Source organism: Blautia intestinalis (assembly GCF_014297355.1).
Classification (GTDB): Bacteria; Bacillota; Clostridia; order Lachnospirales; family Lachnospiraceae; genus Blautia_A; species Blautia_A intestinalis.
In genome coordinates this window covers 446,283-472,363 of the sequence record NZ_JACOQE010000002.1, presented here as the reverse complement: position 1 = coordinate 472,363, position 26,081 = coordinate 446,283, and the positions used below count along the sequence as shown (strand labels likewise).

The window sequence follows — 26,081 nt, the reverse complement described above, 5'->3', positions numbered from 1 at the left end:
TTATGTGCTTTTTCACATAAATAGTAAAAAATGCACAAAAATAATTTATATTCTATGATTAAATATGATATACTATGTACAAAAAAAGAAATGAGGGATCCATATGTTAAAATCATGGACGCCGGGCGAAATGCCGGACAGGGAAGAAATGAAAATACAGCTTGAAAAAACGAAAAGCAGTCTGTATGATCTCCAGATGAAGATCAAGGAGCATAAGCTGCCGGTGCTGGTTCTTTTTGAAGGATGGAGCGCGGCAGGTAAAGGCAGTATGATCGGCAAAGTGATCAAAAATATTGATCCTCGTTTTTTCAAAGTTGCAACGATGTCTTCACCGACAGAAGAGGAACTGCGCAGACCGTTTTTGTATCGTTATATGAAACAGATCCCGGAAGAAGGCAAATTTACATTCCTCGATTCTGGCTGGATGGAGCAGACTGTCATGGATGTTCTCACCGGTGATCTGGAAGGTGATTTGTATGAAAAAAGAATTGAAAGTATCCGCCGATTTGAACGCCAGCTGACCGATAATGGATATCTTGTACTGAAATTTTTCATGCAGATCGATAAAGATGAGCAAGGAAAGCGCATGGAGAAGCTTCTGGGCAAAGAAGATACGAAGTGGCGTGTGACCGGTGCTGATAAATGGCAGCACAAGCATTACAAAAAATGCGAAAATGTGATCGACCGTTATATGAAAGATACCAACATGTCAACTTCCCCATGGTATATCATAGATGCGGAGGATAAAAAGTGGGCAGAACTGCAGGTTATGGATATACTGGTAAGCAGTATAGAGGTTGCATTGCAGAATCAGAGTCATTCCGTACCGATTCTCCAGAATGTATTTCCACTTGTGAAAATGCCGAAACTGAAAGATGTTGAGCTGGAAGGCAAGACAATAGATGAAGAGGAATATCAGAAAGAATTAAAGAAATTACAGAGCAGGCTCGGAGAATTGCATAACCGCCTGTATCGTAAACGTGTGCCGGTAATTATTACCTATGAAGGATGGGATGCTGCCGGAAAGGGCGGAAACATCAAGAGAGTCACCGGTGCGCTGGACCCGCGCGGATATGAGGTGCAGCCGATCGCAAGTCCGGAGCCGCATGAAAAAGCACGACATTATCTCTGGAGATTCTGGACAAGGCTTCCGAAGGACGGACATATCGCAATTTTTGACCGTACATGGTATGGACGTGTTATGGTGGAACGTCTTGAAGGATTCTGCAGTGAAAATGACTGGAAACGTGCGTATAATGAAATGAATGAGTTTGAAAAAGAACTGCATGACTGGGGCGCTGTGATTATTAAATTCTGGGTACAGATCGACAAAGATACGCAGTTGGAACGTTTTACAGAGCGTCAGAACAACCCGGAAAAACAGTGGAAGATCACGGATGAAGACTGGCGTAATCGTGAAAAATGGGATCAGTATGAGGATGCTGTCAATGAAATGCTCAAAAAGACAAGTACTACATTTGCACCATGGCATATCCTTGAGTCCGTGGATAAAAAATATGCCCGAATCAAGGCATTAAAAATCATTATTAAAGAACTGGAAAAAGCTCTGAAATGATATATGAGTCTCCTTAAGCAGATATGGTAAATAACCAAAATCTTCTTAAGGGGACATTTTTTGTGGGAAGCTTATAATGTCGGATCAGGGACGGAGATAATTTCGCATGGTCTTGAGTGCGTTTTTTTCGAGGCGGCTGACCTGCGCCTGAGAAATGCCGATTTCATCCGCGACTTCCATCTGTGTTTTGCCCTCATAAAAACGCATTTCAATGATATGCCGCTCTCGACTGCCGAGGCGGTTCATGGCTTCTTTGAGAGATAAATTTTCCAGCCAGTGTTCTTCTTTGTTTTTGCGGTCACTGATCTGATCCATGACATAAAGCGTATCGCCGCCTTCGGAATAGACGGGTTCATAGAGGCTGACCGGACTCTGGATAGCATCAAGTGCATAGACGATCATTTCTTTTTCTATGCCGATTTCTTCTGCGATTTCTTCCATGGTAGGCTCTTTCAGGTTCTGCCGGATATAATTTTCTTTGGCATAAATAGCTTTGTATGCAATATCACGCAGAGAACGACTGACGCGGATACTGTTGTAGTCACGCAGATAGCGGCGGATCTCACCAATGATCATCGGAACTGCATACGTCGAAAATTTGACCATCAGGGTATCATCAAAATTATCAACTGCCTTCATAAGCCCGATACAGCCGATCTGAAACAGATCATCAGGATTTTCATTGCTGTTCTGAAAACGTCGGATAACACTTAATACAAGACGCAGATTTCCCTTAATATACTGTTCCCTTGCTTTTGTGTCACCCTGTTTGATACGTCGGAACAGCTCATCTTTTTCTTCCTGTTTTAGAATCGGAAGACTGGAAGTATTTACCCCGCAGATTTCTACTTTATTAAGTGCCATCGAAATATCCTCCTTATTTCATTTGGTATTACAAATGATTCACAGGGAGGACGGGAAATATTCTTTTTTGGAAAAAATATAAAAAATAAAAGACCTTGACAGGGTCAGAGAAGGTGCTCTTTGTGAAAACATTTTTCTTCTTTAATTTCTACAAGGATGATGTCATCACCAATCTGGCAGATACAGTTCCAGGGAATAATGTATTCATTTTCGCGTCCGAGAAAACTGCAGAATTTACCGGGGCCCGGAACAATCAGGGAATTAATGCGTCCTGTGGCACAGTCAAATTCCAGATCAATGGGACAACCGAGGCTTTTGCAGGTACAGGTATTAATGATTTCTTTCTGTCGAAGCTCACAAAGTCTCATAAAAATACCGTTTTTATTAATATATGAATAATTTTTACAGATATACATGAGCTTTTGTTGACACTGTCAGAAAAAATAAATATAATTATTTTATTAAAGGGGAAAGAGGGGTAAATACTGTGAGATGTCCATTTTGTAATCAGGATAACAGTAAAGTTGTAGACTCAAGACCGGTAGAAGACACCAATTCCATCCGCAGAAGAAGAATGTGCGAATCCTGTGGCAAACGTTTTACTACATACGAAAAGGTAGAGACGATTCCGTTGAGTGTGATCAAGAAAGATCAGACACGTGAACCGTATGACCGCGCCAAGATTCAGGGAGGAATCTTACGTGCCTGCTATAAGCGTCCGATTCCGGTAGAAAAGATTGAAATGACGATAGATTCCATTGAGGGGGACATTTTTGACAGTGCGGATCGGGAAATTCCAAGTACCCGTATTGGCGAGATTGTGATGGAACATCTGAAAGATCTGGATGCAGTTGCTTATGTGCGTTTTGCATCAGTATATCGTGAATTCAAAGATGTCAGTACATTTATGGATGAATTGAAGAAATTTATGGAACCATAAGAAAAATAAGAGAAATAAGAGAAATAAGAGAAGTGTAAGAGAGAGGTAGCTGAATCTATATAGCAAAAAGGCGCTCCGGTCGAGCCGGAACGCCTTAAAAATTATGTTTTTATGCAATTGTAGGATTAAACAATACCCTGAGCAATCATAGCATCTACAACTTTTTCGAAACCTGCAATGTTTGCGCCGGCAACATAGTTGTCTGTCAGGTCATAACGTTTTGCAGCATCACTGATCTTAGCGTAGATGTCAACCATGATCTGATGAAGTTTTGCATCAACTTCTTCGGATGTCCAGGAAAGTCTCTGGGAGTTCTGGCTCATTTCCAGTGCGGAGGTAGCAACACCACCAGCGTTTGCAGCTTTTCCCGGAAGGAAGAGAATACCGTTATCCATAGCGCACTCAGTAGCTTCTCTTGTAGTAGGCATGTTAGCACCTTCTACAATATATTTGCATCCGTTTGCAACGAGTGTTTTTACGCCGTCAACATCAAGCTCATTCTGAGTTGCACATGGAAGATATACATCACATTTGATGTTCCAGATGCCAACACCTTCTGTATAGGTAGCACCTTCTACACGGTCAGCGTATTCTTTGATACGTCCGCGTTTTACTTCTTTGATATCTTTAACTACATCAAGGTTGATACCGTTTGGATCATAGATGTATCCGTTGGAGTCGCACATAGCAACAACTTTTGCACCCAGCTGAGTAGCTTTCTGTACGGCATAGATAGCTACATTTCCGGAACCTGTAACAACAACAGTCTTTCCGTTGAGAGAATCGTTGTGATCTTTCATCAGTTCGTTAAGGATATATACAACACCGTATCCGGTTGCTTCTGTACGGATCAGAGAACCGCCATAGGTAAGTCCTTTACCTGTCAGAACACCTTCATAGAGATCGCGAACACGTTTGTACTGTCCGAAAAGATAACCGATCTCACGTCCGCCAACACCGATGTCGCCAGCCGGTACGTCTGTGTCTGCACCGATATATTTGCAGAGCTCTGTCATAAAGCTCTGGCAGAATGCCATAACTTCTCTGTCGGATTTGCCCTTAGGATTGAAGTTGGAACCACCTTTACCACCGCCAATCGGAAGACCTGTCAGAGAGTTTTTGAATACCTGTTCGAAACCGAGGAATTTGAGAATGCTCTGGTTTACAGTAGGATGGAAACGAAGACCACCCTTGTAAGGTCCGATTGCGCTGTTGAACTGTACACGGTATCCTTTGTTAACCTGTACGGTTCCGTTGTCATCTACCCACGGAACACGGAAAGAAATAATTCTTTCTGGCTCTACCAGACGTTCCAGAATGGAAAGACTGCGGTATTTTTCTTCGTTACGGTCGATAACAACTTTAAGAGAATCCAGAACTTCTTTTACTGCCTGATGGAATTCCGGTTCGCCAGGATTCTGTGCAACGACTCTTTCATAAACTTCTTCTGTGTAAGACATGTTGATTTCCTCCTCATTCGCTTATTGAATCATGTCTATCTGTGTAAGACATTTATCCACGGACTATTATACACGAAAGTGGTAAAGTTGCAAAGAAAATTGTAAAAAAAAATAAAAAAATATATTTCGGGGCGCAAACAAAATTTTGTGTGGAATTTTACCTTGCGAAAAGTGTCTGAATATGAGATTATATTACAATACGAATAGAAAACTCACGGAGAGGAGTGAAAAAATGAGAACATTTAACAAATCAACGAAACTCGATAATGTACTGTATGATGTGAGAGGCCCGGTGGTTGACGAGGCGGCGAGAATGGAAGATGAAGGAAAGGAAATCCTGAAACTGAATATCGGAAATCCATATCCGTTCGGTTTTTCCGCTCCTCAGGAAGTCATTCTGGACATGCTCAGCAATATCCGTACATCTCAGGGATATTCTGATTCGAAAGGGATTTTTTCAGCACGCAAGGCAATTATGCAGTATGCGCAGCTTCGAAATATCCCGAATGTTTCAATGAATGATATTTATACAGGAAATGGTGTCAGCGAGCTGATCAATCTCTGCATGCAGGCACTTCTTGATAATGGTGATGAGATCCTGATCCCGGCACCGGATTATCCGCTTTGGACAGCGACAGCAACACTGGCCGGTGGTAATGTGGTACATTACGTTTGTGATGAACAGTCCGACTGGTATCCGGATATTGACGATATCCGAAGCAAGATTACAGACAAAACAAAGGCAATCGTTATCATCAATCCAAACAACCCAACCGGAGCAGTTTATCCGAAGGAAATTCTGGAGCAGATCGTACAGATTGCAAGAGAGAAGGAGCTGATCATCTTTTCAGATGAAATCTATGACCGTCTGGTTATGGATGGATATGAACATACTTCCATCGCATCTCTGGCCCCGGATGTTTTCTGCGTAACATTTTCCGGACTTTCGAAGTCACATATGATCGCAGGTTTCCGTATTGGCTGGATGATTTTAAGCGGTGCGAAGGACAAGGCAAAAGGTTATATAGAAGGAATCAAGATGCTTTCTTCCATGCGTCTGTGTTCCAATGTTCCGGCTCAGTCCATTGTGCAGACTGCACTGGGGGGATATCAGAGCGTTACCGAATATATTAAACCGGGCGGAAGAGTTTATGAACAGAGAGAATGCATCTATAATGCACTGAGAGATATTCCGGGAATTTCTGTTGTCAAACCACATGCGGCATTTTATATTTTCCCGAAGATCGATACAGAGAAATTCAACATCACGGATGATGAACAGTTTGCACTGGATTTTCTTCATGAGAAGCAGGTACTGCTTGTTCCGGGTAAGGGATTTAACTGGATGCAGCCGGATCACTTCAGAGTGGTTTATCTGCCGAACATCAGACAGCTTGAGCGCGCATCAGAAAAGCTGCGTGAGTTCCTGAGTACTTACCGTCAGCGGTAGGCAGACACTCATATAGGAAATGTTATAATTAGATGTTCTGTTTTTGAGGAGGAAGAGCGGGAAAAAGAAACTGAATTTCTGAAAGGAGCATTATCTACATGGCAGGATTTAACACAAAGGTAACACCGGAAATCGAACGACTGACACAGGAATGCAAAGATCATTCCAGTATAGATCTTTCTCTTTATGGAAAATACGATGTAAAGAGAGGCCTTCGTGATATCAATGGTAAGGGTGTCCTTGCCGGACTGACGCAGGTTTCCAATGTACGGGCAGTAAAAGTCGTAGACGGAAAGGAAGTTCCCTGTGCGGGAAGTCTTTATTACCGTGGGTATAATATCAAAGATTTGACAGCGGGATTTGTAAAGGATAATCGCTTTGGGTTTGAAGAGACGACATATCTTCTTCTTTACGGAAAGCTGCCTGACAGAAAAGAACTGGAGGATTTTCAGAATCTGCTTGCAAATCAGCGTTCATTGCCGACAAATTTTGTAAGAGATGTCATTATGAAAGCACCGGGACGTGACATTATGAATGCGCTTTCCAGAAGTGTGTTAACACTGTATTCTTATGATAATAATCCGGATGATATTTCACTTCCGAATGTCATGCGTCAGTGCCTGAATCTTATCAGCGTTTTTCCACTACTTTCGGTTTACGGGTATCAGGCATATAATCATTATGTAAGAGGAAAGAGTCTTTATATACACAATCCTAAAAAGAATCTTTCCACAGCGGAAAATATCCTGCGTATGTTGAGACCGGACAAAAAATACACAGATCTGGAAGCAAAGATTCTTGATCTTGCGCTGATTCTTCATATGGAGCACGGCGGTGGTAATAACTCTACCTTTACAACACATGTAGTTTCTTCATCCGGAACGGATACATATTCTGCGATAGCGGCTGCACTTGGCTCCCTGAAAGGACCAAAACACGGTGGTGCCAACATCAAGGTTATTCAGATGTTCCAGGACATGAAGAAAGAAGTGCATAACTGGGAGGACGAAGACGAAGTAAGAAATTATCTGAAACGCCTTCTGCATAAAGAAGCATTTGATAAGAGGGGTCTTATCTATGGTATGGGACATGCAATCTATTCTGTATCAGATCCGAGAGCAGAAGTCCTGAAAGGCTTCGTAGAAAGCCTTGCAAAAGAAAAAGGCCGCATGAAAGATTATCGCCTGTATTCCATGGTAGAGTGGATGGCTCCGGAAGTAATTGCAGAAGAGAGACGAATCTACAAAGGTGTCAGTGCTAATGTCGATTTTTACAGTGGATTTGTATATAGTATGCTGGATCTTCCTCATGAGCTCTATACACCGATGTTTGCGGTAGCACGTATCGTAGGCTGGAGCGCACATCGTATGGAGGAGCTGATCAATACAGACAAGATCATTCGTCCTGCATACAAGAATGTTCTTCCGGAAGCGTCATACGTTCCGCTTGATGAACGATAAAAGTTACAGACAGGAGAAAAGAATGTTTCGTTGTTTCTTTCCGGATGAATATCTGGATTCAGCATATGAGATCGACTACGAGAGGCTTTACGAAGAAGGATATCGTGGACTGATCTATGATATTGACAATACGCTGGTGCCTCACGGGGCACCGGCTGATGAACGTGCGATAGCTCTTTTTGAACGGCTTCGTAGAATTGGCTTTGGTTACTGCCTGCTGTCAAACAATCAGATTGACCGGGTGGCACCTTTTGCAGATGAGATTCAGGCCGGATATATTGAAAATGCCCATAAGCCGTCTGTGAAGAATTACCGGAAGGCAATGGAACTTCTGGGAACAGATACCGGCAATACGATTTTTATAGGGGATCAGCTTTTTACAGATGTATACGGAGCCAAAAGAACCGGCATCCGCAATATTCTCGTAAAGCCGATCCATCCCAAAGAAGAAATCCAGATCGTTCTGAAACGATATCTGGAAAAAATAGTACTACATTTTTACAAAAAGGAGGAGGGGATTTCATGAACCACGTGGTTATCATTGGGTTTATGGGTTCAGGTAAAACAAGAGCAGGAAAGCAGCTTTCCAAAGATCTGGGGCTGCAGTTTGTCGATCTTGACAAACTCATCACCAAAAAAATGAATCTTTCAGCGCGGGAAATTTTTGAAAAATTCGGAGAACCATATTATCGAGCACTGGAAACAGTTGCCTTAAAGCAGCTAATTCAGGATTCCGAACGAAAAGTAATTTCACTGGGGGCAGGAGTTCCGCTTCAGGAACAGAATGAAAAATATCTTAAAGAACTGGGAACGATCGTATATCTGAAAGGTTCGCTGACTACGCTGAAAAAGCGTCTGGCAGATTCCAAGAAAGATCCGATGCTTGACGGAGAAGACCGGGATGACAAGATCAAGAAGCTTCTGAAACAGAGAGATCCGGTATATCAGAAGTTTGCAGACATTCAGGTTGTCACCGGAGAAGTGCCGTTTGAGGAGCTTATTAAAGAAATTGAAGAGAAATTGTCTACATATGAAAAAAATAGTTGAAAAAACTTTCTGTATATTATAAAATAGTTGGTAGCGAACACACAAAGAAGGAGGATATTAAAATGATTTCTGCAGGTGATTTCAGAAACGGTGTCACTATTGAAATTGAAGGAAATGTATGTCAGATCGTTGAGTTCCAGCATGTAAAACCTGGAAAGGGCGCTGCATTCGTAAGAACAAAATATAAAAATATTATCACAGGAGCTGTACTGGAAAAATCTTTCCGTCCTACAGAGAAGTTCCCGCAGGCACGTATTGACCGTGTTGATATGAGTTATCTGTACAATGATGGAGACCTTTACAACTTCATGAATACAGAAACTTATGATCAGGTAGCACTTACAAAAGAGCAGGTAGGTGACTCCCTCAAATTCGTTAAAGAAAACGAAGTTGTTAAAGTCTGCTCCTGGAATGGCAATGTATATGCTATCGAGCCGCCTCTGTTTGTAGAGCTTGAAGTTATCGAGACAGAGCCGGGATTTGCTGGAAATACTGCACAGGGTGCAACCAAACCGGCAACTGTTGAGACAGGTGCACAGGTAATGGTTCCGCTGTTTGTAAACCAGGGAGACAAACTGAAAATTGATACAAGAACAGGTGAATATCTGTCTCGTGTATAATTGATTAGAAGTGATGATACCACCGGAGAGATTCGGTGGTATTTTTTTATATAAAGAAGAGTTTTGATGAAGAATATTTTTCAACAGGATAAGGAGAATGACATCATGGAATACAGAACACTTGGAAAGACGGGATTAAAGATTTCACGTATGGGATTTGGAGGTATTCCGATCCAGAAGATCGATGAGGAAGGAACAAGAAAGCTTCTTCATACAATGATGGAGAAAGGACTCAACTATATTGATTCTGCACGAGGATATACAGTCAGTGAGAAGTATATCGGATATGGACTGGAAGGAATCCGTGAAAAATTTGTGCTTGCAACAAAGTCCATGGCAAGAACGAAAGAAGCAATGGCAGCTGATATAGAAACCAGTCTGAAAAATTTCCGCACAGATTATATTGATCTTTATCAGGTACATAATCCGAGCATGGAACAGCTTGATCAGGTAATCGGTGAGGGCGGTGCTCTGGAGGCGCTTATGGAGGCAAAAGAAGCAGGCAAGATTGGTCATATCGGTCTTACCGCGCATTCCACAGCTGTATTTGAGCGTGCGCTTGATCTGGATTGGGTAGAAACGATTATGTTCCCGTACAATATCGTTGAGCAGCAGGGAGCAGAGCTGATCCACAGATGTGCAGAGAAAAATATCGGATTTATTGATATGAAGCCACTGGCGGGCGGAGCCATTGAAGATGCGACACTGGCACTGCGCTACGTCTGTTCCAATCCGGATGTGACGGTTGTCATCCCGGGAATGGCAGAAGTTCATGAGTTGGATGAAAATATGGAAGCATGTTCTGATACAGAACCACTTACCGAAGAGGAACTGGCTAAGATGGACAGGGTTCGTGAACAGCTTGGTAACGATTTCTGCCGTCGCTGCAATTATTGCGCACCTTGTACAGTCGGCATCAATATTCCGAGTGTCTTCCTTTTTGCAGGATATTTGCAGAGATATGATCTGGCAGACTGGGCAAAAGACCGATACAGCACATTGCCGGTAAAGGCATCCGCATGTATCGAATGTGGCAAATGTGAGCCGAGATGTCCGTATCACCTGCCAATCAGAGAAAAGCTGAAACAGTGCGCGAAAGATATGGGAGAATGATATGTTTAAAGATATAGTAAAAGCAAGCAGAAGTTACAGAGGATATGATGAGTCATATCATTTTATCAAAGAAGAGATGGAGGATTTTGTAGATTGTGCGCGTTACGCACCGTCCAGCGTGAATGCACAGCCGTTCCGTTATTATTTGGCATGGGAAAAAGAAGAAGTTTCACGCATCCAGAAACTGACAAACTGGGCGAGAGCACTGCCGCAGATGAAACTTCCGCACCCGGGGATGTGCCCGACAGGATTTATCATCATCTGTCAGGACTTAAATCTGGGAGCATCCATTCCGAGATATCAGAAAGATGTCGGAATCGTAGCACAGACCATGCTTCTTGCGGCAGCTGAGAAAGGACTTGGCGGCTGCATGATTGGAAATTATAATGCAGATTCTGTCAAAAAAGAACTGAATCTGGCCGAGAACCTTGCACCGGTGCTGATCGTGGCATTCGGCAAACCGACCGAGAAAATCATTATCAAAGAAATCGAAGAAGGCGAAGATATCGCCTATTACCGCGACGAAAACGACGTACATTACGTGCCAAAACGCAAACTGTCCGATATCATCATAAAACAATAAACCAACTCCGATACAAGAACATCTGCAGGAGTTCTTTTATGAAACTGCATATGGCAATTGCAGGTAATGAATGATAAGGCCAAAAATTGACATTAATAAAATTTTTTAATAAAAAATCGCCTGAAATATGGCGATTTTTTGTACTTTATTTGACTTGTTACGACAAAAGACGGTGTGCTATAATAAGTGACGATTTGTTGTTCATAAAAACAAAAAAGATATGAACAATGACCAGATTTTAATTCGGGAGGCGAATATTGTGAAATACCTGAGACAGTTTGGAATCATTCTTGCTGTGACATGTGCGGGAGAGGTTATGAAGTATTTTATCCCGCTTCCGATACCCGGCAGCATTTACGGACTGATTCTGATGTTTGTACTTCTTCTGACAAAGGTGATCAAAGTAGATCATGTGAAAGAAACAGGAGAGTTTTTGATCGAGATCATGCCGCTTATGTTTATTCCTGCGGGAGTCGGGCTGATCACTTCATGGAGTCAGCTGCAGTCTTTTCTGGTGCCACTGCTTGTGATCACAGTGGTATCTACATTTGTAGTCATGATCGTGACCGGAAAAGTAACAGATTTTTTAATTTCAAAAAAAGAGGGGTAAAAGTAATATGGATAATCTGATCTTAAGTTCTGCAACGATAGGAATTGTGATCAGCCTGCTTGCATATGAGATTGGCCTTGCAGCACAGCGTAAATGGAAACTGGCGATTTTAAATCCGCTTCTGATTTCCATAGCACTTGTGATTGTATTTCTTGTTGTTTTTCATGTAGATTATGACAGCTATAATATGAGTGCAAAATACCTGAGCTATCTTTTGACTCCTGCAACAGTCTGTCTGGCAATTCCACTGTATCTGCAACTGGATCTTCTGAAAAATAATATCGTAGCAATTCTGACGGGTGTTTTTTCAGGAGTGCTTGCAAGTCTGGGTTGCGTACTGGCAATGTCAGTGGTGTTTGGATTGAACCATAAAGAATATGTAACCATGCTTCCGAAATCAATCACAACCGCGATCGGAATGGGTATTTCAGAAGAACTCGGCGGTTATGTGACGATTTCCGTTGCAGTTATCATTATTACCGGTGTACTCGGAAATATGTCGGCAGAATTTATCTGCAAGATGTTCCGTATCCGTAATTCCATTTCAAAAGGTCTTGCAATTGGTACAGCATCCCATGCGGTAGGTACGGCAAGAGCAATGGAGATGGGAGAAGTAGAAGGAGCTATGAGCAGTCTTGCAATCGTTGTATGCGGACTCTGTACAGTTATAGGAGCTTCGATATTCTCTTATATATGGTAGACTATAATTCAATACAGGACAGAAAAAGAACCGTGGAACAGAAAAGATTCTGTTTTCACGGTTCTTTTGCATACGGTTGAAATAAAAAGTATGTTTTACTCTGCCATTTTTTTCTGTACCAGATCAAATTCAGCGGTGATTTCTTTGGATGGTGCTTTTGTAGCAAGGCTCACCAGAATGATCAGGATACTGGAAAACAGAAATGCAGGGAGCAGTTCATAGAAATTCAGGAAAGATACATTTGGACGGACAAGGTATTTCCATACGAATACCATAACACCGCCGGAAACCATTCCTGCGAGAGCACCCTGCCAGTTGGTACGACGCCAGAATAAGGCAAACAGTACAACCGGGCCGAATACAGCACCGAAACCTGCCCATGCAAAGGAAACGATGTTGAATACGGAACTGTCCGGGTTACGGGCAATGATAACAGCAATTACTGCAATCAGAAGCAGTGTAACACGGTCAGCAACCATGCTTTCTTTCTTGTCTGCTTTTTTCTTAAGGATGCTTCCGAGAAGATCGGAAGAAACCGCGGAAGAAGCAGCCAGCAGCTGCGAATCAGCTGTGGACATGGTAGAAGCAAGGATACCGGCCAGAATCGTACCACCTAGCAGTGCCGGAATTATACCATATGTACTCAAAAGATCTGCAATCTTAACGATAATCGTTTCGGAAGCAGAACCCTGAAGCATTTCGAGTTTGCCGGCTTCTGTCATACCAAGACCGATTACACCGATCAGTACGGCAACAGCAAGTGAAATGACAACCCATGTAGTTGCAACTTTTCTGGATAAAGAAAGCTTCTTTTCATCTTCGATTGCCATGAAACGAAGAAGAATATGCGGCATTCCGAAATATCCAAGTCCCCATGCAAGCATGGATATGATATTAATGAGTGGGTAGGCAGCTTCTGTGCCACTTACCGGATCGTAAGTTGTCATCATGGTGAGATATCCCGGAAGGGATTTTGCATGATCAATAACTGCGGAAGGACCGCCTGCTACAGAAACACCGAAGCCAAATACAATGATCAGTGCGATGGACATGATGATGCTTTGGATAAAGTCTGTTGTGGATGCTGCAAGGAAACCACCCAGAGTTGTATATCCGACAATGACAAGTGCACTGATGATCATTGCTGTCAGATAGCTTACTCCAAAAAGACTGGAGAAAAGCTTTCCGCATGCAGCAAATCCGGAAGCTGTATATGGAATAAAGAAAATAACAATAAAAATAGCTCCGATAGACTTCAGAATTTTTCGGTTATCGCGGAAACGGTTGCTGAAAAAGGATGGCAGTGTGATAGAATTGCCGGATACATGTGTATAGAGGCGAATCCTTTTTGCTACGATCTTCCAGTTGAGATAGGTTCCAATCGCCAGGCCGATAGCTGTCCATCCGGCATCTGCGATTCCGGAAAGATAGGCCAGTCCGGGAAGTCCCATCAGAAGCCAGCTGCTCATATCGGATGCCTCAGCGCTCATTGCAGTAACAAGTGGTCCGAGTTTTCGACCGCCCAGATAGAAATCAGAGGTGTCGTTGTTTTTCTTGGAACACAGGTATCCAACATAGAGCATTGCACCCAGATAGACGATGATCGCTATCATAATACAGATGTGTGATGTTGTCATAAGTTCCTCTCCCTTCTGTTGAATGCATATTTATTCATCTGCGGATATGCATATACCTACAATATTATTCGAAAACATGAAAAAAGTAAAGAAAATTCTAGGAAAAATGATGGACGAGCTGCGGAAAAAAACAAAACTCACAAAAAAGGATGATAAAGCGCATAAAATCAGGGAAAAACGACTAACTCAATGGACTGGATTTGTCGAAAAAGCTATGTAATTGTATGACGAATTGAGTTGACGTAAAGACGAGTCGGAATATAGAATGATGATGAAACCTATAGTTATTGCACAAACGGAGGAAGAAAATTGGAAAATAAAACTGAAATCGTAATCTCAAATTACATTGAAACAATGATGAAAGAAAGGAGACAGAGAATATTGGCTTCTGATGAATATATTCAGCAGGACAACGGAGATCTTGTTTATCTGGAAGAACGGTACAACAGCCTGAATATTCCCCATACGATCAGAAGAGTAATTGATGACTATATAGCATGCCTGGAATCAAGAGATGAAAGATATGCAGACATGTCGTATGTGGCCGGAATGGGAGATGCAATAAAAATGCTCATGAATATGGGCGTATTAAATAATCAGGGTCAGTGCCTTGCACATGCGGAATAGTATCACAGAAACAAAAATCTGTAAAATTGGAACTTATTAACGTTTATGCAATAAAAGACTATATTTATTTTAATAAAAAGGCATAGCCGGGGAAATCTGGTGACGCAAAACTATAGGGTCTAAGCAAATGTATGACAGCCAGTTGCAGGAGAGATATATATAATTCTTTTAGAACAATAACTTTTTAATTAAAACTAAATAATTGATTCCGTTGAAAAAAATTGGCGTCCATCCCGCGGTTTCAGGATGAACGCCAGTTTTTTGTTGTGTTTTAATCTCATCAGATCTATGAGATGTTCCCAAATGAAAATGGACCTGGCGGGAATCGAACCCGCGTCCGAAAGCCTATCCCTTGCGGTATCTCCCATCACAGTCGCTGATTTGACATTCCCTCGGCAGCACGCCCACCGACAGGCTTACTGCTTCAGTAGCTTCATGATACATCTACCGGGGCAAAGCTTACCCGGCAAGGTTTCTCACATAGTCGACGCCAGATTCCTAAAGTGTGAGTGCTCTAGGGCTGACGAGCAGCGCTTAGGCTGCTAACGCGTACTGTTCGTCTGCGTTTATATTTAGTTTCCCGGTTGATGCGCAGTCCAGGAGTCTGCGGATGGCTGCCTCAACTTCAAAGCCCCCGTCGAAACCAGTACAAGCCCTGAAAAGGTACGAAAGACGAATAAAAAATCTTCCGGTATTACTGGTAAACAGACGATGCTTTTGTTCTGACTGATTCTTATTATATGAAAGAACACGGTTGCTTGTCAAGTATAGTTGCGTTGTTTTTGATGGAATTTATAAAAATAAGAAAAAATCTTGACAGCATCAGTTAGAAGATATAAACTTGTGATAGCTAAAACAAACTACAGTTACCGAAAGCGAAGCACGGTAACAGAAAACAAACCGGTCGGATCAGGAGGAGCGAAAATGGAAGTACTACAAGAAGAAATATATGATCATACATCAGATTCTGCTCGGGAATCCTTCCGTAATCAGCAGTATCAGAGAGGCAGTATGCAGCGCAGTGCCATTGTGGACAGACTCAGACGTGAGGGCTGCAGAATTACAAAACAGAGAAAAATCATACTTGATATTATTCTTCAGGAAGAATGTACATGCTGTAAAGAAATCTATTTCCTTGCATCGAAGAAAGATCCCAACATCGGAATGGCAACGATATACAGAATGATCAATCTTCTGGAGGAAATCGGTGCATTAAAAAGAAAAAGTGCTTACCGGCTCTGCGATGAGCAGGCAGGGGTACCAATCTGTTGTGTGCAGCTGGATGACCAGACGAACATCCGCCTTGATAATGAAAAGCTTTGTAAAATTATTGAAAAGGGTATGGAATCCTGCGGCTATCTTCAGTCAAGAAGAGTAAGTAAAGTACTGGTAGAAAGCGGCAACTAACCGGTTTCTGCCGAAAAAATATACAAAGCGGTGAAATAACTTTGATTTTTGACGATATTGAGAAAATTTCTCATTTGCTCAAGTTAGTCTGGACTTTTGCTTTGAAGAATTTATAATATGTGTAATGCCAAGGCAACGAGGCGGTGAAAACGATAAAAAATAATAATATAGAGGAGGAACTTACCATGATCAAAATTGATAAGAAACACAGTGGAGTATTTGCAGCAGGAGTATTATTCGGCACAGCAGGAATCAAACTTCTTTCCAGTAAAGATGCAAAAAAAGTTTACGCAAACTGCACAGCAGCAGTTCTTCGTGCAAAAGACTGCGTAATGAAGACTGTATCTAAAGTTCAGGAAAACGCAGAAGACATTTACGCAGAAGCACAGCAGATCAATGAAGACCGTGCAGCAGCTGAGGAAGTATTTGAAGATGCTGCTGAGGAAGAGTCCTTTAAAGAAACAGAAGAAACTGCAGCAGAAGAGGAATAAATAAAAGACACCTGTGGTCAAGCACTGCAGGTGTTTTTATAACTAAAGGTGATGATAATATGAGATTTAAAATAGAACATGAGATCAGAGGCAGAGTAAGACTTCATATCTGTCAGAAACGAATGACGTGCAGACAGGCAGATCAGCTGGAATATTTCCTGACAAATCTCGAGGGAGTAACAGCTGCAAAGGTCGTAGAACGAAACCAGGATGCTGTGATCAGCTTTTCCGGAAACAGAGAAGAGATTCTGAAAGCGGTACAGGGATTTTCTTATGAGAAGGCAGAGGCACCAGAGAGCTATCTTCAGAATTCCGGCAGAGAAATGAACGGGGAATACTGGGAAAAAATGGTCAACCATGTGGTACTTCATTATGGAAAGAAAATTTTCCTTCCTCTTCCGATCCGTACATTCCTTACCACACTTAAATCCGTAAAATACATCTGGAAGGGTGTCTGTACACTTGCAAAATGCAGAATCGAGGTACCGGTACTGGATGCAACTGCAATTGGTGTGTCTATCTTAAGAGGTGATTTCAGTACAGCATCTTCCGTCATGTTCCTGCTTGGATTTGGTGAGATACTGGAAGACTGGACGCATAAGAAATCTGTGGATGATCTTGCGCGAAGCATGTCCCTGAATGTAAGTAAAGTATGGCTGGTTACGGACGACACAGAAGTTCAGGTCGGCACAGATACGATCAAACCGGGTGATCGGGTACGTATACATATGGGAACTGTGATTCCGTTTGACGGTGTTGTTACAGATGGAGAGGCAACGGTCAATGAGGCTTCCCTGACAGGTGAATCCATGCCGGTTGCCAAACATACAGAAAGCTATGTTTATGCAGGAACTGTTCTCGAAGAGGGCGAACTTACCATCCGTGTAAAAGAAACATCCGGATCTACCAAGTTCGAAAAGATCGTGACAATGATCGAAGAAACAGAGAAACTGAAATCTGCGGTAGAAAGTAAGGCAGAGCATCTTGCAGACAGCCTTGTTCCGTATACACTTGCCGGAACTGCACTTACCTATGCACTTACCAGAAATGTGACGAAGGCACTGTCTATTCTAATGGTTGACTTCTCATGTGCACTGAAACTTGCCATGCCGATTTCTGTACTTGCAGCAATCCGCGAGGCAAATGCGCATCATATCACGGTAAAAGGCGGCAAGTTCATGGAAGCAGTGGCAGAGGCTGATACAATCGTATTTGATAAGACGGGTACGCTGACAAAAGCGCAGCCGACAGTTGCAGATGTAGTATCTTTCAACGGCGACTCCAAAGAAAATCTGCTGAGACTGGCGGCCTGCATGGAAGAACACTTCCCGCATTCTATGGCGAAAGCGGTTATGGACGCTGCGAAAGAACGTGGCCTGACACATGAAGAAATGCACTCAAAAGTTGAATATATCGTGGCACATGGTATTTCTACAACTGTAAACGGACGAAAAGCAATCATTGGAAGCCATCATTTTGTCTTTGAAGATGAGAAATGCGCGATTCCGACAGGAAAAGAAGAGATTTTCAAAAACCTTCCGGAAGAATATTCTCATCTGTATCTTGGTATCGAGGGAGAACTGGCAGCGGTAATCTGTATTGAAGATCCGCTCCGCCCGGAGGGACCGGAGGTAATTAAGGCATTAAGAAAAGCCGGATTTACCCAGATCGTTATGATGACCGGCGACAGTGATCGTACTGCAAAAGCAATCGCAGCGAAAGTCGGTGTCGACAAATATTATTCAGAAGTTCTTCCTGAGGATAAGGCAAAATTTGTAGAAGAAGCAAAAGCACAGGGCCGCAAAGTGTTGATGGTAGGGGATGGTATCAATGATTCACCGGCTCTGTCAGCAGCCGATGTCGGTATTGCAATCAGTGACGGGGCAGAACTTGCAAGAGAAATTGCAGATATCACGATTGGTGCGGATGATCTGAGTGTTATGGTAACACTCAAAGAAATCAGTAATGGTCTGATGGACAAGATCCACAAGAATTACAGGCGTATCGTTGGCATCAACGGAAGTCTGATCGCGCTTGGTGTGACCGGAGTGATCCAGCCGACAATGTCTGCATTGCTTCATAATACATCAACGCTTTTGATTGGCATGGATTCCATGAAATCTGTACTTTGATCCGATAATAAACTATAAAAAGTTAATCACAAAAAACTCTTGACAGCACGCGGAAAATATTGTACTATCATACCAGTTAGAAATAACTAACAGATAATAAATTTACGGGTATGGAAACATATCCGTAAATTTAAAACCGATAGTTAGATAAAACTAATTTACAAGGGGATCTGAGGATGTTAGAAGCTGAAATCATAGCACACTGCGCGCCTACGCTGGCAGGAATCAAAACTGCAAACATGTTTACTTACACACCTGGGAACAGGGATGATCTTCAAAAAGAAATTGAAGAGGAAAATGAAAAACTGAATAACAGAGGCGTTTTTGTGGAAGTACTCAGAAGAAGCGAGCATAAAGCACTTGTTTATGTATATCGTAAGAAAAGACTGCAGCAGGATTTAAGCTGTGAGGGTGCATGCACTTTGCTGAAAAACTGTGGTTATGAGTGTCAGGAAGCTGACTGCTGTATCCGAAAGCTACAGGAGCGCTTCTTTGAAAATGAATGTTTTCCTCATGAAGTAGGTTTGTTTCTTGGATATCCGCTGGATGATGTGACAGGTTTTATCGAACAGAAGGGTAAAAATTATAAGTGTTGCGGCATCTGGAAAGTATACGGGGATGAACAGCAGACCCGGATCCTTTTCCGTAAATTGAAGAGATGCTCGGAAATCTACAGACGTTTGTTTGCAGACGGACGCTCGATCCTTCAGTTGACCGTGGCAGCATAAAGAAGAAAGGATAAGGTAAAGTAAGATGAGTAAAGTAGCAGTAGTTTATTGGAGTTCCACGGGAAACACAGAATCTATGGCAAATGCTGTTGCAGAAGGTGCAAAGGCAGCAGGCGCAGAAGTAACTGCTTTTGAAGCTTCCGATTTCTCCGCTGATAAAATGGATGAGTTTGATGCAATCGCGTTTGGCTGTCCGGCTATGGGCGATGAAGTTCTTGAGGAAGACGAATTTGAACCAATGTTCAGCTCCTGCGAAGCAAAGCTTTCCGGCAAAAAAATCGGACTTTTCGGTTCCTATGGATGGGGAGACGGAGAATGGATGCATGATTGGGAAGAAAAATGCAAAGAAGACGGTGCAGTTCTTGTATCCGACGGTGTCATTTGCCAGGAAGAACCAGATGACGATGCAGTAGAAAGCTGCAAAGCACTTGGCAAGGCACTTGCATAATCTTATAAAACTGAATATAACGATGCGAGAAGAAGTCGGGAACCGGTGTCAGGTTTCCGACTTTTTGACGAAATGCCTGAAATTTCCGTAATACGTTCACAAAACCTACATAAATCTCTGCTAAGATAAAGAAAAAGTAAAACTGTTGATGGAGGTAGGAATAATGGAAGCCCCGAAGATTCTTGTAGTAGATGATGAAAGCCGTATGCGCAAGCTTGTAAAAGATTTCCTTGAGAAGAAAAATTTTCACGTACTGGAAGCCGGTGACGGCGAAGAGGCAATGGACATTTTTTATAAAGAAAAAGATATCGCGCTGTTGATACTTGATGTAATGATGCCGAAGATGGATGGATGGGAGGTGTGCCGTGAAATCCGCAAAAACTCCAAAGTGCCGATCATTATGCTGACGGCCAGAGGAGATGAGCGGGATGAACTTCTCGGATTTGAACTGGGCGTGGATGAATATATTTCAAAGCCGTTCAGTCCGAAAATCCTTGTTGCACGCGTGGAGGCAATCCTTCGAAGAACCGGTCAGGATGCCGGTAATGATGTACTTTCCGCCGGAGGAATTGTGATCGACAAATCTGCACATCAGGCTACCGTAGATGGCAGGCAGATGGAACTGAGTTTCAAAGAATTTGAACTTCTGACATATTTCCTTGAAAATCAGGGAATTGCCCTTTCCAGAGAGAAAATCTTAAATTCTGTGTGGAACTATGATTATTTTGGTGATGCACGTACCATTGACACCCATGTCAAGAAACTGCGAAGCAAAATGGGTGATAAAGGAGAATACATTAAGACTGTCTGGGGAATGGGATACAAATTTGAGGTAGATGCACAATGAAAAAACCACAGAGATCTGGTGTGAAAGAAAAAAAGAAAAAATTTCACCCACTGCGTCTGCAGATCTCGGTCTGGTTTATCGGGCTTCTGCTTCTTTCCATGGTCATCACGACTGTGATCAATGGCCTGTTTTTGGAGCATTATTACATCAGCAAAAAAACGGAGGTGCTGCAGGATGCGGTCAGGAATCTGGAGGATCTTAAAGTCGAAACTGCATCGGACGGAAGCAGCAGTGCAGAAGTTTCAGATGCAATGTTTAAGGACAGCTCCGAGAATAACCTGACCTGGATCGTGATCACTGCGGACGGACAGACTGTATGTGCGGTAGGAAGTAATGAAGATCTTCTGGAAGCACGACTTGTAGGGTATGTGTATGATCTTGATAAGAAGAAAGACCATGCAAAAGTGATTCAGCAGAATGATAGTTATGTGATCCAGCAGGTGAGTGACCGCTTTGCCGGCATGGAATACGTGGAAAGCTGGGGCGAGATGGATAACGGCTGTTATTTCCTGATTCGTACACCGCTGGAAAGCATTCGGGAGAGCGTTTCCATATCTAATAAATTCTATTTCTATGTCGGCATTATGATCATTGTCATCAGTGGCCTTGTAATCTGGTTTGTGACGAAGCGCATCACACGTCCGATCAGTGAATTGACGCTTCTGTCTACGAAGATGAGTGATCTGGATTTTGAAGCGAAATATCAGAGTCATTCCGGCAATGAAATCGATGAACTGGGTGAGAATTTTAACAGGATGTCAGAACAGCTTGAAAAGACAATTTCCGAACTGAAATCCGCGAACAATCAGCTTCAGAAAGACATTGAGAACAAAGAACGAATCGATCAGATGAGACAGGAGTTTCTGAATAATGTATCTCATGAGTTAAAGACACCAATCGCGCTGGTACAGGGTTATGCAGAAGGTCTGAAAGAAAATATTTCCGAAGATCCGGAGAGCAGGGAATTTTACTGTGATGTCATTATGGATGAAGCCGGTAAGATGAACAAACTTGTCCGTAATCTTCTCACTTTGAATCAGCTGGAATCCGGAAGGGATGAGATGACGGTAGAGCGCTTTGATATTGTGAGCGTAATCCGTGGTGTCCTGCAGTCGATGGATATCATGATCCAGCAAAAAGAAGCGAAAGTAAGCTTCAATGCTGATAAGCCGGTTTATGTATGGGCAGATGAATTCAAGATTGAAGAAGTTGTAACGAACTATACAAGTAATGCGCTGAATCATTTGGATGGAGAAAAAGAAATTGAGATTCGTGTATTTACGGAAGGCGACCATGTGAAAGTTACTGTGTTTAATACAGGTACGCCGATACCGGAAGCAGATGTCCCGAATCTCTGGAACAAGTTCTACAAGGTAGATAAGGCAAGAACGAGAGAGTACGGCGGAAGTGGTATTGGTCTGTCGATTGTCAAGGCAATCATGGAAGGACTCCATCAGCAATACGGTGTCAAAAACTATGACAATGGTGTTGAATTCTGGTTCACATTAGATAAGAAGAATCAGTAAAACCGTACAAAATGGGACAGATGTGAAGAAATAGCTTTGCATCTGTCTTTTTTTGGGGTATACTTGTAAATATTCGATAAAGACAGGGTGTGAGAGACAATGATTGGAATTATTGACTATGATGCAGGCAATATCCGCAGCGTAGAAAAGGCGCTTGCGTATCTTGGAGAGGAAACCGTTGTTTCCAGAGATCCGCAGGTGCTTTTAAAAGCAGATAAGGTGATTCTTCCGGGTGTCGGAAGCTTCGGACAGGCAATGGAGAATCTTCACAGATACAATCTGGTTCCGGTAATTAAAGAAATGGTAAAGAATAACACACCATTTCTGGGAATCTGTCTGGGATTGCAGCTTCTTTTTGAGAGCAGCGAAGAGACTCCGGGAGTAGAGGGAATTGGTATCCTGAAGGGCCGTATATTAAGAATTCCACCGTCGGAGGGGCTTAAGATTCCACATATGGGCTGGAATTCTCTTCATCTTCAGAATGATGGCAGACTGTTTCGTGGTATTCCGGAAGACACGTATGTATATTTTGTACATTCTTATTATTTGCAGGCGGAAGATCCGCAGATTGTCAAAGCTGTGACTGATTACAGTACAACGATCCATGCATCTGTAGAGAAAGACAATGTATTTGCCTGCCAGTTCCATCCGGAGAAAAGCAGCAAATATGGACTGAAAATACTGGAAAATTTTGCAAAGCTTGAAAAGGAGGGGAACTGAGATGTTTACAAAAAGAATCATTCCCTGTCTGGATGTCAATAAGGGACGTGTTGTAAAGGGTGTAAATTTCGTGGATCTCAAAGATGCCGGTGATCCGGTTGAGATTGCGAAGGCCTATGATGCAGCCGGTGCAGATGAGCTTGTTTTTCTTGATATTACGGCATCCTGCGAGCAGCGTGAGACAGTAGTTGATATGGTACGCAAAGTTGCTGCCTGTGTATTTATCCCTTTTACAGTAGGTGGCGGCATCCGCACGGTCGATGATTTTAAGATGCTTCTCCGTGAAGGCGCGGACAAGATTTCAGTAAATTCCGCGGCAATCGACCGTCCGGAATTGATTCGTGAGGCGGCTGAGAAATTTGGCAGTCAGTGCGTGGTGCTTGCAATTGATGCAAAGAGAAGACCGGACGGAGGCTGGAATATCTACAAACATGGCGGACGTCTGGATACAGGACTGGATGCCATTGAATGGGCCAGGAAAGCTGAAGCACTCGGTGCCGGTGAAATTCTCCTTACCAGCATGGACTGTGACGGAACAAAAGCCGGATATGACATTGAGCTTACACGTGCGATCGCGGATGCAGTCAGTATTCCGGTCATTGCTTCCGGCGGTGCAGGAACGCTTGAACATTTTTATGATGCACTGACAGCGGGTGGCGCGGATGCCGCGCTGGCAGCATCTTTATTCCATTACAAAGAACTGGAGATCCGTCAGGTGAAGGAGTATCTGGCAGGCAGGGGAATCTCCGTAAGAAGATAAGAGGTGAAGGAAAATGGCTCCTTTGTCAGGAGAATGGCTGGAAGCCCTGAAAGGTGAATTCCATCAGCCATATTATATAAAATTATATAAAACCGTCATGCAGGAATATCAGTCACGAAAGATTTTTCCTCCGGCAGATGATATGTTCAATGCATTTCATTTTACACCGTTAAGTCAGGTAAAGGTTGTGATACTTGGACAGGATCCGTATCACAATGACGGACAGGCACATGGACTTTGTTTTTCTGTAAAAAAGGATGTAGAGATCCCGCCGTCACTGGTGAACATTTATCAGGAGCTTCATGATGATCTTGGCTGTTATATCCCGGATAACGGTTATCTGGAAAAGTGGGCAAGACAGGGTGTACTGATGCTGAACACGGTACTGACTGTGCGCGCACATCAGGCTAATTCACACAGAGGAATCGGATGGGAGCAGTTTACAGATGCGGCGATCCGTATCCTCAATGAGCAGGACAGACCGATCGTATTTCTTCTGTGGGGACGTCCGGCACAGACGAAAAAATCAATGCTCAATAACCCGAAACATCTGATTCTGGAAGCACCTCATCCGAGCCCGCTTTCTGCATACAGAGGCTTTTTCGGATGCAGACATTTCAGCAAGACAAATGAATTTTTAATTCAGAACGGTCTGGAGCCGATTGACTGGCAGATCGAAAATAAAACACAACAGGAAATCAAGGAGTAAACATGGGTCAGAAGAACAATCTTGTAAAAAATGCATCTTTTCTGATGATTGCGGCGATGATCTCGAAGGTCATCGGTCTTCTCTATAAGAGTCCGCTTTCGTCGATCGTAGGCAATATGGGAATGGGATATATCAGTCTTGCCCAGAATGCCTATATGATTCTTCTGATGATCGCCTCTTTCAGTATTCCGCAGGCGGTGTCGAAACTGATTTCAGAACGAATAGCTTTAAAAGATTACAAAAATGCACAGAAGATTTTTCGCGGTTCCCTGATCTATGCAGCAATCGTAGGAGGAATTGTGGCGCTGGTGTGTCTGTTTGGGGCGAGATTTATTATCCCGAGCAATCAGCCAAATGCGATACTGGCACTTCAGATTTTATCACCGACAATTTTTCTGTCCGGTATCCTCGGAGTGTACAGAGGATATTTTCAGGCATATCGTAATATGATGCCGACCTCGATCTCGCAGATTCTGGAGCAGATCTTTAATGCGGCAGTCAGCCTGATTGCTGCATGGATGTTTATCAGATATTTTGCAGACGGCAGTGACGGAAGCGTGGCTAAATGGGGCGCAGCCGGTTCGACAGTAGGTACGACTGCAGGTGTTGTCATTGCGCTTTTGTTTATGTTGATGGTATATGGTGTTAACCGAAGGGCAATCCGAAGAAGAGTGGACAGAGACCGTGTCCACAAAGAAGAATCTTATGGAGAGATCCTGAGACTGATCATTCTTATCGTTTCCCCGATCATCTTAAGTTCTTTTATTTACAATATTAACGGCTATCTGAATGGTGTTCTGTATTCTGAAATCATGGGTAAACACGGTGTGGATGCAGATACAATCAGTATGTTATATGCAGAATATGCGACATACTTTATGAGCATCATCAATATTCCACTGACACTTTCCAGCGCGGCACCGACTTCCATGATTCCGGAAGTTTCCGCATTGTATGCGACCGGCGATATTGATGAGACAAGAAGAAGAGTAGATCAGACAGTACAGCTTTCTATGTTCATTTCCATTCCATGTGCGGTGGGGCTTGCCGTACTGGCGCAGCCGATTGTGTCGCTTCTTTTTCATGGAACGAACGGTGTGGCAGGACAGCTCCTTATGATGGGTTCTTTTACCATCCTTCTGAATGGCATGTCTAATATTTCAAACGGTGTTCTTCAGGGAATCGGTAAACCGAAGATCCCGATGATAACAGCAGCTGTGGCACTCGTGGTTGACGTGGTTGTAGTAGTAGTGCTTCTGATGTTTACGAATCTTGGTATTTACGCACTGTTGGTAGCGATGATTGTTTATGCAATCGTGGTATGTGTGCTGAATGATTTCTTTATGAAAAAATATCTGGATTATAAGAATCCGTGGAAAGCAGCATATGTAAGTCCGATCGTTGCATCTGCCGTGATGGGTGTTGTGGCAGCAGGTGTGTATTATGGACTGCATGTACTGCTTCCATCCAATATCATCTGTCTCGGTGTGGCAATCATTCTGGCAGCTATGGCATATTTTCTGGTATACATTCTCGTGGACAAAACAGCATCCGAGAGACTTTCCAGAATGCCGGGTGGTGCCTATCTCGTCAGAATTGCCCAGAAGATCAGACGATAGGGGGAAG

The 26,081-nt window shown here is 42.9% G+C and carries 27 protein-coding genes, 1 other RNA gene and 1 riboswitch; of the genes, 23 read left to right on the top strand and 5 right to left on the bottom strand.

The genetic code is table 11. The annotated features are described in order from the left end of the window. Window positions 1-103 precede the first annotated feature (103 nt). Window positions 104-1,576: a polyphosphate:AMP phosphotransferase gene (gene pap, locus H8Z79_RS06340; RefSeq protein ID WP_015542441.1), complete on the top strand. Its 1,473-nt coding sequence runs from the start codon at window positions 104-106 to the stop codon at window positions 1,574-1,576. A gap of 84 nt (window positions 1,577-1,660) precedes the next feature. Here pap and sigG read toward each other — a convergent pair whose 3' ends face one another. After that, the gene (sigG, locus tag H8Z79_RS06335) at window positions 1,661-2,440 is read right to left on the bottom strand and encodes an RNA polymerase sporulation sigma factor SigG (protein WP_015542442.1); all 780 of its coding nucleotides are present in this window, start codon (window positions 2,438-2,440) and stop codon (window positions 1,661-1,663) included. Window positions 2,441-2,544: 104 nt separating this feature from the next. Beyond that, window positions 2,545-2,808: a YlmC/YmxH family sporulation protein gene (locus H8Z79_RS06330; protein ID WP_118040665.1), complete on the bottom strand. Its 264-nt coding sequence runs from the start codon at window positions 2,806-2,808 to the stop codon at window positions 2,545-2,547. 119 nt (window positions 2,809-2,927) lie between these two features. Here H8Z79_RS06330 and nrdR point away from each other — a divergent pair, with 119 nt between their 5' ends. Continuing rightward, entirely contained in the window at window positions 2,928-3,380 is a 453-nt protein-coding gene (nrdR, locus tag H8Z79_RS06325) for a transcriptional regulator NrdR (RefSeq protein ID WP_118040633.1), read from the top strand. Between the two features lie 125 nt (window positions 3,381-3,505). On the opposite strand, the gene gdhA is transcribed toward nrdR, so the two are convergent. After that, complete coding sequence (gdhA, locus tag H8Z79_RS06320; protein WP_015542444.1) at window positions 3,506-4,840, bottom strand: NADP-specific glutamate dehydrogenase; 1,335 nt, start codon at window positions 4,838-4,840, stop codon at window positions 3,506-3,508. Window positions 4,841-5,072: 232 nt separating this feature from the next. On the opposite strand from gdhA, the gene H8Z79_RS06315 reads away from it, so the two are divergent. From H8Z79_RS06315 to H8Z79_RS06275, 9 genes are all read left to right on the top strand, one after another. Beyond that, window positions 5,073-6,290: an aminotransferase class I/II-fold pyridoxal phosphate-dependent enzyme gene (locus H8Z79_RS06315; RefSeq protein ID WP_015542445.1), complete on the top strand. Its 1,218-nt coding sequence runs from the start codon at window positions 5,073-5,075 to the stop codon at window positions 6,288-6,290. A gap of 98 nt (window positions 6,291-6,388) precedes the next feature. Beyond that, entirely contained in the window at window positions 6,389-7,750 is a 1,362-nt protein-coding gene (locus H8Z79_RS06310) for a citrate/2-methylcitrate synthase (RefSeq protein ID WP_015542446.1), read from the top strand. Window positions 7,751-7,772: 22 nt separating this feature from the next. Beyond that, on the top strand, window positions 7,773-8,276 hold the full coding sequence (locus H8Z79_RS06305; RefSeq protein WP_118040631.1) for a YqeG family HAD IIIA-type phosphatase: 504 nt from the start codon (window positions 7,773-7,775) through the stop codon (window positions 8,274-8,276). Next, entirely contained in the window at window positions 8,273-8,797 is a 525-nt protein-coding gene (locus H8Z79_RS06300) for a shikimate kinase (protein ID WP_015542448.1), read from the top strand. Before H8Z79_RS06305 ends, H8Z79_RS06300 begins: the two co-directional genes overlap by 4 nt. Window positions 8,798-8,859: 62 nt before the next feature. Beyond that, complete coding sequence (efp, locus tag H8Z79_RS06295; RefSeq protein WP_005427567.1) at window positions 8,860-9,417, top strand: elongation factor P; 558 nt, start codon at window positions 8,860-8,862, stop codon at window positions 9,415-9,417. A 105-nt stretch (window positions 9,418-9,522) separates the two neighbouring features. After that, window positions 9,523-10,530, top strand: coding sequence for an aldo/keto reductase (locus H8Z79_RS06290; protein WP_118040663.1), 1,008 nt, complete (start codon window positions 9,523-9,525; stop codon window positions 10,528-10,530). Window position 10,531: 1 nt separating this feature from the next. After that, window positions 10,532-11,113 (top strand): nitroreductase family protein, encoded by a 582-nt coding sequence (locus H8Z79_RS06285; RefSeq protein WP_015542450.1) that lies wholly within the window; start codon window positions 10,532-10,534, stop codon window positions 11,111-11,113. 259 nt (window positions 11,114-11,372) lie between these two features. Next, window positions 11,373-11,723 carry a CidA/LrgA family protein gene (locus tag H8Z79_RS06280; RefSeq protein WP_118040629.1) on the top strand — a complete coding sequence of 117 codons (351 nt, stop codon included), beginning with the start codon at window positions 11,373-11,375 and terminating at the stop codon, window positions 11,721-11,723. A gap of 7 nt (window positions 11,724-11,730) precedes the next feature. Next, window positions 11,731-12,423: an LrgB family protein gene (locus tag H8Z79_RS06275; protein WP_015542451.1), complete on the top strand. Its 693-nt coding sequence runs from the start codon at window positions 11,731-11,733 to the stop codon at window positions 12,421-12,423. 95 nt (window positions 12,424-12,518) lie between these two features. Here the strand turns inward: H8Z79_RS06275 and putP are convergent, their stop codons facing one another. Next, the gene (putP, locus tag H8Z79_RS06270; protein ID WP_015542453.1) at window positions 12,519-14,060 is read right to left on the bottom strand and encodes a sodium/proline symporter PutP; all 1,542 of its coding nucleotides are present in this window, start codon (window positions 14,058-14,060) and stop codon (window positions 12,519-12,521) included. Between the two features lie 309 nt (window positions 14,061-14,369). Here putP and H8Z79_RS06265 point away from each other — a divergent pair, with 309 nt between their 5' ends. Beyond that, the gene (locus H8Z79_RS06265) at window positions 14,370-14,687 is read left to right on the top strand and encodes a hypothetical protein (RefSeq protein WP_118040627.1); all 318 of its coding nucleotides are present in this window, start codon (window positions 14,370-14,372) and stop codon (window positions 14,685-14,687) included. 69 nt (window positions 14,688-14,756) lie between these two features. Further along, window positions 14,757-14,837: riboswitch (cyclic di-GMP riboswitch) on the top strand. 157 nt (window positions 14,838-14,994) lie between these two features. On the opposite strand, the gene ssrA is transcribed toward H8Z79_RS06265, so the two are convergent. After that, window positions 14,995-15,343: a transfer-messenger RNA gene (ssrA, locus tag H8Z79_RS06260) on the bottom strand. A gap of 268 nt (window positions 15,344-15,611) precedes the next feature. Here ssrA and H8Z79_RS06255 point away from each other — a divergent pair. From H8Z79_RS06255 to H8Z79_RS06205, 11 genes are all read left to right on the top strand, one after another. After that, complete coding sequence (locus tag H8Z79_RS06255; protein ID WP_015542455.1) at window positions 15,612-16,094, top strand: transcriptional repressor; 483 nt, start codon at window positions 15,612-15,614, stop codon at window positions 16,092-16,094. A 185-nt stretch (window positions 16,095-16,279) separates the two neighbouring features. Beyond that, window positions 16,280-16,585: a DUF6110 family protein gene (locus H8Z79_RS06250; RefSeq protein ID WP_118040625.1), complete on the top strand. Its 306-nt coding sequence runs from the start codon at window positions 16,280-16,282 to the stop codon at window positions 16,583-16,585. A 59-nt stretch (window positions 16,586-16,644) separates the two neighbouring features. Then, window positions 16,645-18,717 carry a heavy metal translocating P-type ATPase gene (locus tag H8Z79_RS06245; RefSeq protein ID WP_118040623.1) on the top strand — a complete coding sequence of 691 codons (2,073 nt, stop codon included), beginning with the start codon at window positions 16,645-16,647 and terminating at the stop codon, window positions 18,715-18,717. 176 nt (window positions 18,718-18,893) lie between these two features. Further along, entirely contained in the window at window positions 18,894-19,445 is a 552-nt protein-coding gene (locus H8Z79_RS06240; RefSeq protein WP_118040621.1) for a DUF3793 family protein, read from the top strand. A gap of 25 nt (window positions 19,446-19,470) precedes the next feature. After that, window positions 19,471-19,893 carry a flavodoxin gene (locus H8Z79_RS06235; RefSeq protein WP_118040619.1) on the top strand — a complete coding sequence of 141 codons (423 nt, stop codon included), beginning with the start codon at window positions 19,471-19,473 and terminating at the stop codon, window positions 19,891-19,893. A gap of 163 nt (window positions 19,894-20,056) precedes the next feature. After that, window positions 20,057-20,740 carry a response regulator transcription factor gene (locus tag H8Z79_RS06230; protein ID WP_118040617.1) on the top strand — a complete coding sequence of 228 codons (684 nt, stop codon included), beginning with the start codon at window positions 20,057-20,059 and terminating at the stop codon, window positions 20,738-20,740. Further along, window positions 20,737-22,266, top strand: coding sequence for a sensor histidine kinase (locus H8Z79_RS06225; RefSeq protein WP_187002745.1), 1,530 nt, complete (start codon window positions 20,737-20,739; stop codon window positions 22,264-22,266). The genes H8Z79_RS06230 and H8Z79_RS06225 overlap by 4 nt, the downstream gene beginning before the upstream one ends. Window positions 22,267-22,365: 99 nt before the next feature. After that, window positions 22,366-22,986: an imidazole glycerol phosphate synthase subunit HisH gene (gene hisH / locus H8Z79_RS06220; protein WP_118040613.1), complete on the top strand. Its 621-nt coding sequence runs from the start codon at window positions 22,366-22,368 to the stop codon at window positions 22,984-22,986. 1 nt (window position 22,987) lies between these two features. After that, a complete protein-coding gene (hisF, locus tag H8Z79_RS06215) occupies window positions 22,988-23,746 on the top strand; it encodes an imidazole glycerol phosphate synthase subunit HisF (protein WP_118040611.1) in 759 nt (252 codons plus the stop codon). Between the two features lie 13 nt (window positions 23,747-23,759). Further along, window positions 23,760-24,455 (top strand): uracil-DNA glycosylase, encoded by a 696-nt coding sequence (ung, locus tag H8Z79_RS06210; RefSeq protein ID WP_118040609.1) that lies wholly within the window; start codon window positions 23,760-23,762, stop codon window positions 24,453-24,455. A gap of 2 nt (window positions 24,456-24,457) precedes the next feature. Then, window positions 24,458-26,074, top strand: a complete 1,617-nt coding sequence (locus H8Z79_RS06205; RefSeq protein WP_118040607.1) for a putative polysaccharide biosynthesis protein — start codon at window positions 24,458-24,460, stop codon at window positions 26,072-26,074. The last annotated feature ends 7 nt before the right edge of the window (window positions 26,075-26,081 follow it).